General features: G+C 42.8%; 12 protein-coding genes. 1 reads left to right on the forward strand and 11 read right to left on the reverse strand.

What is annotated here, in order from left to right; translation table 11 throughout:
- Positions 1-247 precede the first annotated feature (247 nt).
- A complete protein-coding gene (locus tag CHF41_RS08840) occupies positions 248-1,156 on the reverse strand; it encodes a magnesium transporter CorA family protein (protein ID WP_119876926.1) in 909 nt (302 codons plus the stop codon).
- A gap of 128 nt (positions 1,157-1,284) precedes the next feature.
- On the opposite strand from CHF41_RS08840, the gene CHF41_RS08845 reads away from it, so the two are divergent.
- Entirely contained in the window at positions 1,285-2,067 is a 783-nt protein-coding gene (locus CHF41_RS08845; protein WP_119876927.1) for a hypothetical protein, read from the forward strand.
- Between the two features lie 165 nt (positions 2,068-2,232).
- Here the strand turns inward: CHF41_RS08845 and CHF41_RS08850 are convergent, their stop codons facing one another.
- From CHF41_RS08850 to abc-f, 10 genes are all read right to left on the reverse strand, one after another.
- Entirely contained in the window at positions 2,233-2,613 is a 381-nt protein-coding gene (locus CHF41_RS08850) for a PH domain-containing protein (protein ID WP_119876928.1), read from the reverse strand.
- 14 nt (positions 2,614-2,627) lie between these two features.
- Positions 2,628-4,172 carry a peptide chain release factor 3 gene (locus CHF41_RS08855; RefSeq protein ID WP_119876929.1) on the reverse strand — a complete coding sequence of 515 codons (1,545 nt, stop codon included), beginning with the start codon at positions 4,170-4,172 and terminating at the stop codon, positions 2,628-2,630.
- A gap of 292 nt (positions 4,173-4,464) precedes the next feature.
- Positions 4,465-5,151 carry a YwaF family protein gene (locus CHF41_RS08860; RefSeq protein WP_119876930.1) on the reverse strand — a complete coding sequence of 229 codons (687 nt, stop codon included), beginning with the start codon at positions 5,149-5,151 and terminating at the stop codon, positions 4,465-4,467.
- Positions 5,152-5,174: 23 nt separating this feature from the next.
- Positions 5,175-6,542, reverse strand: coding sequence for a UDP-N-acetylmuramoyl-tripeptide--D-alanyl-D-alanine ligase (locus tag CHF41_RS08865; RefSeq protein ID WP_119876931.1), 1,368 nt, complete (start codon positions 6,540-6,542; stop codon positions 5,175-5,177).
- Between the two features lie 113 nt (positions 6,543-6,655).
- Complete coding sequence (locus CHF41_RS08870) at positions 6,656-7,324, reverse strand: ABC transporter ATP-binding protein (RefSeq protein WP_119876932.1); 669 nt, start codon at positions 7,322-7,324, stop codon at positions 6,656-6,658.
- A gap of 10 nt (positions 7,325-7,334) precedes the next feature.
- On the reverse strand, positions 7,335-8,408 hold the full coding sequence (locus CHF41_RS08875) for an ABC transporter permease (protein WP_119876933.1): 1,074 nt from the start codon (positions 8,406-8,408) through the stop codon (positions 7,335-7,337).
- A 406-nt stretch (positions 8,409-8,814) separates the two neighbouring features.
- Positions 8,815-9,861, reverse strand: a complete 1,047-nt coding sequence (locus tag CHF41_RS08880) for a D-alanine--D-alanine ligase (RefSeq protein ID WP_119876934.1) — start codon at positions 9,859-9,861, stop codon at positions 8,815-8,817.
- 41 nt (positions 9,862-9,902) lie between these two features.
- Positions 9,903-10,499, reverse strand: a complete 597-nt coding sequence (recR, locus tag CHF41_RS08885; protein WP_119876935.1) for a recombination mediator RecR — start codon at positions 10,497-10,499, stop codon at positions 9,903-9,905.
- A gap of 346 nt (positions 10,500-10,845) precedes the next feature.
- Positions 10,846-12,921: a penicillin-binding protein PBP2B gene (pbp2b, locus tag CHF41_RS08890; RefSeq protein ID WP_162911940.1), complete on the reverse strand. Its 2,076-nt coding sequence runs from the start codon at positions 12,919-12,921 to the stop codon at positions 10,846-10,848.
- A 75-nt stretch (positions 12,922-12,996) separates the two neighbouring features.
- Positions 12,997-14,391, reverse strand: coding sequence for a ribosomal protection-like ABC-F family protein (abc-f, locus tag CHF41_RS08895; RefSeq protein ID WP_119876936.1), 1,395 nt, complete (start codon positions 14,389-14,391; stop codon positions 12,997-12,999).
- Positions 14,392-14,482: the final 91 nt, after the last annotated feature.

The raw sequence follows: 14,482 nt of genomic DNA on the forward strand, positions 1-14,482 counted from the left end.
CACCAATGGGACCTCAGCCCGCGTCTAAAAAATAAAAACCGTCTAAGTAGGACAGGTTTTTTTAGACATCACTCTGGTGCAAGAAGTGGAGCTTATTTCCCATATATACAATTCTGTTGCATGCAACTTACCTAGTATATCACAAAGAAAGTCCAAAAGATAGTGAAAGTCATTATTTTTTCACAAATACATGTTCGTCCTTCTTTTGAAAGCTCTAACAATAAAAAAATGACCAAAATGATCATTTTCATCGTTTATTCGCCACCCAGTTTAAAATCTGGGCAAGGACAACCCACAAGACAGCACTGAGGATGATAATATAAATCCAAGCGCGGCTATCATCAGTCCAAGGAAGTGGGACATTCATGCCGAAAAAGCCTGTAATAACAGCAATAACAGCCAGTAGAATGGAGATAATCGTCAAGAGTGTCAAGTTGTCATTCAGATTGTTGTTCAAGACATTATTGTAAGAACTGGACAACTGCTGCAAAACCTGAGAAACTAAATCAGTCATGGCAACCAACTGCTTGGCTTCAATCATAGCATCGTCAAATTGTTCATTTTCAATCTCATCAAAGCTACGGTAAACAGCATGTCCTTTGATATGCTCAAGCAACATCAGATTTTGCTTGGCTGCAGCAAGCAGATAGACCATACTGGTTTCCAAGTCAGACAGGGCAAACAAGTGCTTTTTTGTTGTCGTCTGGCGCAGCCGCATATTAATCTCATCCTTGGTTTTGTCCATTTTTTCAATGACAGGATAGTAGGAATTACTGATCAACTCGATACTGGCAAAGAGGAATTTATAGACAGATACAGGCTCATGGTGTTCGATATAACGGACCATATTACGCGTCACATAGGCATTATCCTGGTCAGTAATGGTTATGAGACGGTCTTTTTGGACAATGAAGGTCATGGGAATGGTTTCATAGTAGTCCTTTTCACGCTCCAAATCAAGGACATTGTAGATAAAGACAACTGTCCCGTCCTCGCGATTGTAGTCCATGTGGGCACGTTCATTCTTATCCAGTGCATATTCGACCGTTTCCGTATCAATATGGTATTTTTTATATAATTCTGGCGTTTGGTGCAAACTTTCAGCGTCTAAGTTAATCCAAGACATGCTATTCTTCAAGCTTTTTTCAATGAACATTCTCAGCCTCCACTTTTCTTCTGTCCTATTATACTATAAATCCTCGCTGATCATGCTTTCAAAGGCTATATTTGACAAAAAAAGGACGGTAAGGTACAATATTTAGGTATCAAAAAAAAGGAGTTTTTATGGAAAATCAACAATTAGATCCTCTTGCAACAATGGTCGAAACCAATAAGAAAAAACGCAAACGTGTCTTAAAAATCGTTTTAGGAGTTATCGGAAGTCTCTTTTTAGTAGCTGCCATTGCCGGATTCATCTTCTACCGAAACGGGAATATCACAGGTACTTGGGAAAATCCAAATCTTGCTGCTGAAATACGGAAATCCGCTATTCAGGAGGTTGAAAATGGTTTTGACGGCTTGAAGCTTAATCCTGAAGAAGTTGTTGGAGAAACAGGTGTAACATTTGAAGTCAAGGACAACAAAGCAGTCGCTACAACCTATTCTACGATTAATAAAACTGCCTTTCTAACTGCTTTTGATAAAGCTGTTCAAGAAGAATATACTAAAGTCATTACACAAGTAGAACAAGAAGCGCAAAAATATGGAATCAGCAAAGAAGCTTTGCTAAAAGAAGCATTTGGCGAAAACTATGAAGCGAAAATCAAGGAAAGCTTCCCTAAGCGTGAAGAAATTGAAAAACAATTCGATGACATGATGACCAAAGAAATAGCAGATAGTAGCAAGGGCCAGTATGATGCTACAACTGGCAAATTCTCTGCTGTCTATTTTGAAGGGGAAGTGAGCCCACTCACTCACACTATCGAAGTAACTAAGGTCAATACTGGATCTACCTTTGCTTCAGCTGCATCTAGCTTTAAAGTAGGGGATGTCCTGTTATACAAACATAACGGTGATACACTAACCTTTGTCGGAGCAGAACAATATCCATTTAAAGCAATGAAATAATACAAAACGAGCCTGGACCTAAAAGTGTCCTAGCTCGTTTCTTTTATCGTTTGAATAGTTTAACGTATATCAATAGTCAAGGGAGTGACTACTAATACCTGAGCCTAGAAATACAGGAGTGAGGTTCAGCGAAATCACGACTTCTGTCTCACTCCTGTTTTTAGCTTATCTCAGCACCGCTTTTGCCAGCGCTTTTTGAATGGCAATCACGCTTTTATCGCTCTTAAATTGCAGGATTTCTGCAGGTTCCATACTAGAGGAAATCCAGATTTTCAACTCTGCATCAAGGTCAAAATGCCCAGATGTTTCGACTTCAAAACGAGAAATGGAGCGATAGGGAATGGATTTATAGGATGTTTTCTTTCCTGTCATTCCTTGCTTGTCAACCAAAATCAAGCGTTTATCCGTAAAGACGATTAAATCACGAACCAGACTGAAAGCTGATGTCACTTGCTCGGTTGCTAATAACACGTCCTCCAACTGCGCTTCTACTTTTGCTGTATCTGCTTGAGCAGCATTGCCAATTAAACCTGATAATAGTCCCATTTGATAAACTTCTCCTACATCTTTTCTTCCAGCACCACATCTGGATACTTGTCCGCAAACCAGCGGAGGGCAAAGTCATTTTCAAAGAGGAAGACAGGATGGTCAAAGCGGTCTTTAGCAAGGATATTACGACTAGAGGACATCCGCTCATCCAACTGGTCTTGGGCAATCCAACGCACGGTCTTTTTCCCCATCGGCGTCATAACAACTTCTGCATTGTATTCATTTTCCATGCGGTGTTTGAAGACTTCAAACTGGAGCTGACCAACGGCTCCCAGCATATACTCTCCCGTTTGGTAATTGGTATAGAGCTGAATCGCTCCCTCTTGTACCAATTGCTCAATTCCCTTGTGGAATGACTTTTGTTTCATAACGTTTTTAGCTGAAACTTTCATGAAAATTTCAGGTGTAAAGGTTGGCAGGGGTTCAAATTCAAACTTGTTCTTGCCGACTGTCAGCGTATCTCCGACTTGATAAGTACCTGTATCGTAGACCCCAATAATATCACCTGCTACGGCATTTTCAACATTTTCCCGTGCCTCAGCCATGAACTGGGTAACATTTGACAATTTGGCTTTCTTACCAGTCCGAGTAAGATTGACATCCATACCACGCTCAAATTCTCCCGACACAATGCGGACAAAAGCAATGCGGTCGCGGTGGCGAGGATCCATGTTGGCTTGAATTTTAAAGACAAATCCTGAAAAATCATTGGACAACGGTTCCACGATTTCTCCGTCTGTTTTTAAATGTCCATGCGGTTCTGGTGCAAATTGCAAGAAGGTTTCAAGGAAGGTCTGCACCCCAAAATTAGTCAGGGCAGAGCCAAAAAATACAGGGGTCAGCTTGCCTTCCAAAATCGCTTCTTCTGAAAATTCATTGCCCGCTTCGCTCAAAAGCTCAATATCTTCTAAGACCTGAGCATAGAAAGGATTGCTACCAAAGAGGGCCTCACCCTCATCAAAGCTGGCAAAGCGCTCTTCGCTACGGTAAAGCTCCAAACGCTTGTTGTGCAAGTCATACAAACCTTCAAACGATTTTCCCATACCGATTGGCCAGTTCATCGGAAAACTTGCAATCCCAAGAACTTCTTCTAGTTCTTCCAAAAGATCAAGTGGCTCACGACCATCACGATCCAACTTATTAATAAAGGTAAAAACTGGAATATTGCGGTGTTTGACAACCTCGAATAATTTTTTAGTCTGGGCCTCAATCCCCTTTGCAGAGTCAATCACCATGACTGCAGCATCGACTGCCATCAGCGTCCGATAGGTATCTTCTGAGAAGTCCTCGTGCCCTGGGGTATCTAGGATATTGACGCGTTTACCGTCATAGTCAAACTGCATCACAGAAGATGTCACCGAAATTCCCCGTTGCTTTTCAATGTCCATCCAGTCAGACTTGGCAAAATTTCCTGTCTTTTTCCCCTTGACCGTACCAGCCTCACGAATTTCCCCACCAAAGTAGAGCAACTGCTCGGTAATGGTCGTTTTCCCCGCATCCGGGTGGGAAATAATCGCAAAGGTGCGGCGTTTTTTAATTTCATCTTGTCGTGTCATCTATTTCTCCTTGTTTATGATTGGTTATTTTGTCATTATTCACTTCCTACATTGGACAGCTCCTTTTTTCTCTAACCCATCTAGTATAGCTGATTTCAGCCATTTTTTCAATGATTTGTTTGGTCACTTTTTCGCTCAGGCATTTCGATGCTATACTACTATCTATTAAGGAAAGGGCTATCTTATGTATCTGATCCTTGGATTCAAAAAAATTTACTACTATCACGATTCCGTATGATGTAACATCAGATATTGATAAAGATTCCTCCCAAAAATAACAAAACCACTTTGATTAAGTGGTTTTTTCTACTATTTCTTGCTTGCTTTTCAAACTACGAAAGAGCCAGAAAAGTCCTGTTAGGATCAAAGTAAAGACACAGGTTTCAATCGCATAATTCCATACTAGCCCAAAATCCCCTAAGAGAGGCAATTTCCTTAAAAAGCCATAATCACCACCTGTCACCACATCAACCAATAGAATCATCGTATTGATGACAAAGGTCAGTTTGACAATCTTTCCTAGACTGAGCTGGTAGGCAGGTTTACGCAACAGGTAGTTCAAGGCATTGCCCAAAAGGGCAAGATGCCCAACGATAAAAGAGAAAATCGTCACATGAAATCCAGGAAACGGATCAAAGACAGGATAAATCAAGGCACACATAGAGCCAAAAAGACCCAATAGTGAAAAATATTCCTTGTACGGCGCATCGTCTGGCGCAAATAAAAGCACAAACATGGCCATGCGGCAATGGTAGAGCGGCAGTGCTTCAGAAATCGGCGCCATAATAGCCAGATACCAGCCGTAGAGCAGAACTAACTGTAGCACTTGCAGTCCTTTAAAAGTCAACTGCCACTTCTTGTTTTCATGATACTTGACGGAGCCAACCACCACCAATGCCAAGCCGATCAGGAGTAATAAATGCTCAGCAAAACCTAGCTCAGGCGGAAAACTGGGTTGGTTACTAAAAAATTCTTTCATTGTTTTTCCTTATCCGTTATTGCTTACGAGAGAGACTCCAAGATTACAACTAGCTGATCAAGGTGCATGGAATTGCTTCCTTTGAGCACAATCTGATCCTGTGCCCCAAGACTAGCTGTTACGTGCGCAACTAACTCTTCGAATTGGTCTTCAGTATCATTTTTTCTAAAGAAATACACCTTACCAAGCGGGAACATCTGTGCAGCCAATTGAGCTAGCCCTTCGATATCTTGTCCGTAGAAGAATAGCATGTCTAGACAATCAGGCGAAAGACTGGTAATCATTTCTTGGTGCAACTGAAGCGACTGGCCTCCTAGTTCTTTCATGTCAGCCAAAACCGCTATTTTCTTGCCATCTGCATTTGCAGGAATATTCGAAAAAGTCTCTAAAATCAGGCGCATAGCAGTAGGGTTGGCATTGTAGACATCACTTAAAATGTCTGCTCCATTTCCTGCTTTTTTCCACTCCGTACGGTTGCGGGTCAACTGTAGATGAGCAAGAGCTTCCTTGATTGCGGCATCTGAAACCCCCAAGCATTTGCCCACATAGCTTGCTAGCATGGCATTGGTCGCATTGTACTTGCCTGTGACAGGTAAGACAATCTCTCCGTCCATGAAGTTGACAGTAAAGCTCAAACTATCCTTTTTTTCGACGAGGCTTGTCACTTGCACATCGCCACCCTCGCCAAAGCGCATTAAGTGTTGCTGGCTTGGCAGATGATCAGCCACAATCGGATCATTTGGTACCAATAAGGTTGCACCTACTGGCATGCCGTCTGCAATCTGGAGTTTTCCTTGGGCAATCCGCTCTCGTGAACCGAAAAATTCCAGATGAGCTTCCCCAAAGAGGGTAATCACGGCTAGACTTGGTCTAGCGATCTCAGATAAAAGATGAATATCGCCTAGATGATCCTGCCCCATTTCAAGGACCAGTTTTTCGGTATTGTCTGGCATATGGAGGACCGTATAGGGTAGTCCGATTTCATTATTGTAATTCCCTTGGGTCTTGTAGGTAATAAAGGTCGTAGCTAGCACATCGTGAATCATATCCTTGGTTGTTGTCTTTCCGTTTGAGCCTGTCACGGCAATGACTTCAACCTGCATTTTTTTCAGGTAATAGGCCGCCAAGGCCTGAAAGGCAAGTAAACAATCGTCCACTAGGATATGGGGAACTGCTACTTCTTTTTCAGACAAGGTTATCGCGCAGCCATTTTCAAACGCCACAGGAATAAAATCATGCCCGTCTCGTGCACCCTTTAAGGGGATAAAGAGGTCGCCTGCTGTTATCAAGCGGCTATCAAACTCAGCCTTTTGCAGCAGCTGATCTTCATACGCTGTTATATCGTTTATCGCTCCAACAACCTGAGCGACTTCATATACTGTTAATTTCATTCTTTTCTCCAAAAATGCTCTTGTCTATTAGGGGTATACTTCACCTTTTAGCTTGAACCAAAACAAAAAGAGCGTATGCTCTTTTTATTATATCATATTTTTGGTAAAGACTCTTATCGAACCTGAGTTAAGACGCCGTCTTTCATTTCATAGACCTTATCACACTGCTCAATCATGCGGTGGTCGTGGGTCACCATGATAATAGCCTTGTTGCGTTCCTTACTTTCTTTGGCAAGGAGCGCTACTACCTCAAAGGCTCGATCTGTATCGAGGCTCGCTGTTGGCTCATCAGCGAGAATAAGGACTGGGTCATTGTATAAGGCGCGAGCAATCGCCACCCGTTGGCGCTCCCCTCCAGATAAATCTTTGGGAAACTTGGTTTTTAAATGCGCCACATCAAGTTCTGCTAATAAAGCTTCTCTCTTTTCCTTATTGGAAGATTTGTTAACACGATCGACTAATTCCAATTGCTTTTCCACCGTTAGGAAAGGAATGAGATTGGAAGATTGGAGGATAAAACCAATGTCCTTGTAACGAAGCTGGGCACGTTTCTTTTCAGGAAGGTTAGAGTAGTCCGCTTGATTGATTGTAATCCGTCCAGCCGACGGCGTTTGCAGCCCTCCTGCTAAGGTCAAAAAGGTACTTTTCCCAGACCCAGATGGGCCAATAATGGCTACAAATTCACCTGCTTCGACACTAAAGTCGGTGGGTTTCAGTGCGGTAATAGTCGCATCTCCATCCTTAAACTGTTTACTGATATGTTCAAATACTAAGGTACTCATTTTCTTCCTCCTAGGACAAATTCTGCAATGGATCGACCTTGAAAATCGAGCGCACAGAGAAACTAGCGCCGATTAGGGCAAAGAATACCAAGGAAAGACTGACAGTTCCATAGAAGAACCAGTTATTCTCAAAAGGAACAGCGCTTGGTAAAGCAATAGAAGATAGGTAAGTGAGCGACAAGCCTAGGAGCGTTCCGATACTTGATAGCAAGAAGGTCTGCGCTACCACGCTAGCCGAAATAAAGCGATTTGACAAGCCTTGAATCTTCATCAAGCCAAAAATCGGTGCTTTCTGAGTGGTCAGAACATAGATGAAAATCGCAATCACAATCGCCGCAATCACCACCAAAAAGCCGATCATGAAGCCAAAGGTCACGTTTTGCGCCTGGTAACCTGGCAAATGCTCAATGAAATCAGCCACGGCTAGCTTTTCCATATCCTCTTTCGGATAGCTTGTCACATCACCACGAACAATGACCGCACTGATTGAGGTCACATCGTCCTGACCTGGAATCTTGGTGGTCGTGTCCAAATCCTGAAAATCCATATAAACAACAGGTGCCACACTAAAAGCTGCATTTTCTGTATAGCCGACAATGGTCACCGGCTCATCAAAGACAGATAGATGAACGGTTTTTCCGATTTCAAAGCCTTCTTTTTCACCGAGGGCTTTGTCAATCACTACCTCATGCACCTTTTCAAAAGAACGCCCTTCGACAATATTGGGCTCTAAAAAGGTGCCTTTTTCAATAGCAAACACGCTGATTTTTTCCTTATCATCAGAAGTTGCCTCATCCTTGACCCACGCTGCGCCTGCTTGCTGCTTGAGCATAGTCTTTTCATTAGCTGTCACATCATCTGCCAATTTCATATCCAGATGCGAAGCACTCATCAATTTATTGGCCTCAGATGAGAGCAAAACAGAATCTGCCTGCCATTTATCAACCGCGGATCGGTTCTGCTGCATCAAGCCATAAGCCAAACCTGTCAGGAAAAAGACTAGGTAGGCAATCAATACCAATAATCCCAAGACCAAGCCATAGCGAAGCTTGTTCTGGCGCATTTCTTCAATCGCTAAAAACATATATCCTCATTTCTACTGATTACAAATTCATTCTACTATTTTCTCTTGTTCTCCCCTATTGCTGACTAGGTCGGTCCTTCAAATAGCTGCCACACGATTCTTCCCTCTCTCTTTTTAATTCTCATGAGAACTATTTTAGTTCTTATGAGAACAAATTGCAACCATTTTGCTCAAGAAATGAAAAAAGCGAACGACCAAGAGGTCACTCACTTTAATCCTATAGAACTATTATTAAAACAGCAAAGCTTTTAAAACTAACTTTATTTAAATGAGTTTCGGAATCAGATGACATAGCCTAGCTCTAAAATAGCCCTATGTTGTACGTTTGTAATGTCCTTGATTTAGAATCAGTTGAGACAGCACAGCTCTAATAAAAGCTCTACCCCGCTGTTATCTTCTACTGCTGTTAAATCAAATGTTGTTCACGTTTTCTAAAGGTTTCCTTGGCTAAAACGACGAGCTTTTCAATCAAATCAGGGTAGACAAGGCCCATATTGTCCCACAAGAGGGGGTACATTGACCACTGGGTAAAGCCTGGCATGGTATTTAATTCGTTGAGGAAAATCTCCCCGCTTTCTGTCAGGAAGAAATCACAACGGGATAGACCGCATCCGCCAATGGCACGAAAGGCACTAGCTGCGTAAGAGCGCATTTGCTCTGCAATATCAGCTGAAATGGCGGCTGGAATGGCCATGGTAATTTTATTGTCGATGTATTTGGCATCGTAATCATAGAAAGCCACGTCCTTGACAACTTCCCCAGGCAGGGTTGTCTGTACATCCGCATTCCCTAAGATGCCCACTTCAATCTCACGCGCATTGACCCCCTGCTCCACCAAAAGACGGCTATCGTAGCGGAAGGCGAGTTCAATGGCCGAGCGCAACTCAGCTTGATTTTCTGCTTTTGAAATCCCAACGCTTGAGCCCATATTCGCTGGCTTAACAAAGACAGGATAAGTCAGATTAGCTTCTACTGCACAAATCTTTGCTTCTATATCTTCACCTTCAATAACCGTTTCAAAGGCCACTTGAGGAATACCTTCTGATGCTAGCACCTGCTTGGTCGTAATCTTATCCATAGCTACACTAGAAGCCAGAACATTTGTTCCCACATAAGGCAGGCGCAAGACTTCTAGGAAACCTTGGATTGATCCGTCTTCGCCCATGGGACCATGAAGGACTGGAAAGACCACGGCATTTTCTTCATAAATATCGCTCGGACGAATCCCTTGACTTGGAACAATAGTGCTGTTCGTCATCAATTTCTCATCGAGAGACGGTGTACTGTCAAATTCTTGTGTCTTGATAAAATCTCCATTTTGAGCAATAAAGTAGGTTTTAACAAAAAACTTCTCATAGTTAATTGCCCGCATCACACTTTCGGCAGACAAGACCGATACTTCACGCTCAGCAGAGCGTCCGCCATAGAGGAGAATAATGGTTTCTTTTGACATGGATTTTCCCTAACTTTCTATTACGAATACTGGTTGTTCAACTATAGTTCAGTACGATTTTCAATCGCTCGCAGGAGGGTTACTTCATCAGCGTATTCAATATCAGAGCCGACTGCAAGGCCTCGGGCAAGACGCGTTACCTTGATACCAGCAGGCTTTAGAACCCGTGAAATATACATAGACGTCGCTTCGCCGTCTGCTGTTGCATTGGTGGCAATGATGACTTCAGTCACCTCGTTTTCCATCAAGCGCGTCAGCAAACTCTTGAGGTTGATATCATCTGGACCGACCCCATTCATGGGGGAAATCAGACCGTGGAGGACATGGTACAAGCCATGGTATTCCTGAATATTTTCCATGGCTGAGACATCCCTGCTATCTTCTACTACTAAAATCGTCGATAAATCCCGCGTCTGATCCTGACAAATTGCACAGGTCTCATCTTCCGCAAGATTGCCACAAATCTGACAGTAGGCCAAATCACGCTTGGCTGCTAGAAGATTTTTCGCAAATTCATTGACCACATCTTCTTCCATACCAATCGTATAAAAGGCCAGACGAGTCGCCGTTTTAATACCAATTCCAGGGAGCTTTGAGTAACTCTCAATCAATTTTGCAATGGGTGTAGGATATAACAATGCTGGTTTCTAACTTTCTGTAAAATTCTATAGATGTTGATTTCAAGGGCTTTTTAGTCATCTACTTTTTGTGAAACTCTATATTTCTTTGTAATTTTATAGAATTTCTGCCCCTTTTTGGTGCAAAAATCTTTTCCAAGACTTTATCTATTTCGTCTGTATTAGTATACCACAAAAAGAGGTTTAGGTGGAATTCTTTTTATTCGCAAAAAACAACCAGCCCTGTCAGAGCTGGTTATTTTCGGAGATTATGAAAAATTTTAGGATTGACTATAGTATACAGAAAATCTGTCAGACAGACATCGGTCCTGAGATGGATTTTTCATCAAGCTTTTTTCTCCAATTGCTAATTCATCGGATGTAGCGATTGATAGAGATTGATAATTTCTGTTGTGATGCGCTTACTAGTAGACGAATCAATATCCGTCAAATTCGGTAGAATAACCGCCACTGCGATTTTAGGATTGGAGCTTGGTGCATAAGAAACAATATTGGTGTTGACTGCGTTTAAGACTTGTCCTGACTCTGTTGTGACAAAGGTTTCGGCCGTACCAGTCTTGGCACTGATGGACACACTGGCACCTTCTGCAATGCCTCTTCCTGTTGTAAGGCCACTTCCACCATTGACCACCATGTAAAATCCTTGCTGGATCAGCGCCATCTCTTCTGCTGAGAGATTGACCTGATTTAATTCTTTTCCAGAAACAGCCTCAATCTTCTCTCCGAGACCACCCTCTGCATTGTTGGCATAGATTCCTTCTGCTATATGCGGACTAACTCGCCGACCACCATTTGCCACTGTAGCTACATATTGAGCCATCTGCATTGGCGTATAATTGTCAAACTGTCCGAAAGAATTGGTCAAATAGTTTGCAATTGAATACTCTTTCGGAATAAAACCAGTTGATTCAAGCGGTAGGTCAATTCCTGTTGGTGCACCGAGGCCATATTCTCCAAAGATTGTGCGCAATTTTTCCATAGAAGTATTGAGGGATTCATTTTCCTTTAAAATCATTCCAGGAACATAGGGTTGTCCTAGCATATCAAGAGCAATCTGAACCATATAGGTATTGGATGAATATTGCAGGGCTTCGACTGCGTTAATGTTCCGGTTGCCATACAGGGTAAACCAAGAAGTAATTGGAGCAGAGCCTGCAAATTGAATCGGCTGATCAAGTAGAACCTGATTGCCTGCAATCACTCCTTCCTCCCATCCTGCTGTCAGGGTTGCGCCCTTAATAATAGACCCCGGAACAAAGGTGTTGGTGATAGTACCTAAGGCATTTTCCTTGACTTCATTGGTCTTGGTATCATGACTATAGCCTGCCATGGCAAGAACTGCCCCTGTCTCGGGCTCAAGCGCCACGGCATAGACTCCTTCTGAATAGCGAGCGCTACCTGTCGCTAGTTCACTATCAAAATAACGCTTCAAAATAGCATTGACTCCGTCTTGGAAGGCTAAATCAATCGTTAATTTGATATTTTTCCCCTTGCTGCCTTCCTGAATAGTCGTGATGCTTTCGACCGTTCCATTGCGGTCGAGGTTGATTTCCTTCTTCTCCCGCTGACCTTGTAGAACTTCTTCATACTGCTTTTCTAGATACGCTGTTCCCACACGGTCATTGAGCGAATAGCCCTTGGCCAAGTAATCCTCGGCATCTTCTTCTGGTAGACCTACTTGTTGGGTCGTCACCGTACCGATAATGGAAGCTAGTGAAGTCGGGGCTACAACCCGCTTCCAACTACTTGCCGTAGAAATCCCTGACAACTCAGCTTCATTTGCGGCAATCATGGCAATCTGCTCAGCCGTTAGCGGGTCTGTCACCAGATGAACCGTTTCAAAATAAGCTGCGGCATTCATTTGCGAAAAGAGTTCTACCGCTTTTAATTCCTCATCAGAATAGGCGGTCTGTTCTTCGGTCAAACTGGCAACAGCATTGTTATAGACAACTGCCTCATCCAGGCTATTACCGTCTGTATCCAGGCGCTGGTCTTTGGGCAATTTTTTCACAACTTCCGCATAGACTTCTGGATCAGCCAGATAATAATCCGCACGCTCCCGCGGTGTTACATCGGCATCAGTCACAGCCAGCCACTGCAGGAGCTTGGCTGCAACTTCTTTCATCTGGCGGGCGGTCATTTTATTGGAACGGGTAAAGGTTGCGACCTGCTCGACCTGATTTTCCACCAAGGCAAGGCCCTTGGCATCATAAATCTGCCCACGAACCGAGCTATTGGTAATCACTTTTTGACTGGCTTTAGCGAGTTTATCAGTGTAGAAATCTTTGTTGATAATCTGCATATAGGCCAAGCGTGCAATCAAAACGGAAAACAGAACAATGACAATGGCAAATAAAATATTCAATCGTCGAGGAATAACCGCATCCTCGCGCCCCTTGCGGGAAGGTACATGTTTTGTCACATTCAAAACCTCATTCTAGAAAATTCTTTTCTATTATACCACATTGCACTTGTTTTTTCTGTTAAAACCAATCTGTTACTCTCCGAATTTTGTTTGGCACAAGATACCATTTTCAATCTGCCAAGTCTGATTGGTCACATTTTTAACAAAGTCTTTATCGTGTGAAATCAGGAGTAAGCTTCCTTTGTACTCTGTTAAAAATCGTTCTAGAGCTAAAAGGGTAGTCAAGTCTAAGAAATTTGTCGGCTCATCCAAGACCAAGAGGTTATGGTCACTCAGCAGGGCTTTTGCTAAGGAGAGTCGAACTCGCTCACCGCCTGATAAAACAGCCACCTTCTGTCTTGCTTTCTCATAGCGAATGCCAAGCATTGCCAGTAGATTTAAAATCGTTACCTTATCTTGGACTGAACAACTAGCGGCATTTTCAAAGGCTGATTGTGTTTCATCAAGATCCTGCAAATCCTGAGCAAAATAGGCTATGGCTAGTTTTTCTGAAAAATAACCTGCAAGTTCTTTTCTCACCAACTGACGAATAAAAGTCGTTTTACCAGATCCATTTCTCCCTGTAAGTGCGAGACGATCTCCTTTTTGCATCGAAAATGAAGGATAGTCAAATAACCACTGACCGTCTATCCTAATCTGACCTGCTTCTAAACGAAATAAGGTATGAATGTCTTGTTCGATTACTCCTTTCATTTCCAATTTTACCCAAGGTTCTTTGCGGGGCTGCCTAATCTTTTCTAAGCGTTCTATTCGCTTCTCAATCGCTTTTGCTCCCTTGCCCATAGCCTTTGCCTGACTGTCGTAACTTCCCATTTTGGATTGGACTTTCCACTCCGAACTCGATCGCCCTTTTTTGCGTTTGGTTAGCTTATCTGCTCTTTGTTTTCGCGTTTGTGCAATATCACGCAAGTGATTGACCGTCTGCTGGTAGTGGCGATAAGCCTGTTCTTGCTGCTCACGCTCCTTTCTTCTCGCTTCTTCAAAGGCCTGATAGTTGCCTACGTAGGACGTAATTGTTTGTTCGGCTAATAGCCAAATATGGTCAACAACTTGATTCAAAAAATAGCGATCATGGCTCACGACAATAACTGTTCCTCGATACCGTCTTAATTGATGAATCAACCACTGACGATTTTCTTGATCCATATTAGCCGTCGGCTCATCCAAAAAGAGGATACCTGCCCGTTGAGACAAGGCTTTTTTGATAGCCTTCAAGGTCTGTTCACCACCCGATAAACTACTCGCCTCCTTCAGCTGGGGTACATAAGCCCAATCCGAGTGTATCCATACCTGTCCACGGTATTCTTCATCTGCTCCGATAAATATGTTTAACAAACTAGACTTTCCTATCCCATTTTCACCTATGATGCCAATTCTTTGTCCTGATTGAACTTCCAAATGAGGAATAGTGACTAACTTTCTGCCTTCCACTTCCTTTTGAAGATTGATACAGCTGATAACTTCCATACTTCGTCTCCTTCTGATGCTTGCAAAAAGATTTAGAAGGGTACATAAAAAGCCATGCTAAAGTAGCAATCTCTAACATAGCCTTCCTTTG

The organism is Streptococcus respiraculi, assembly GCF_003595525.1.
GTDB lineage: Bacteria > Bacillota > Bacilli > Lactobacillales > Streptococcaceae > Streptococcus > Streptococcus respiraculi.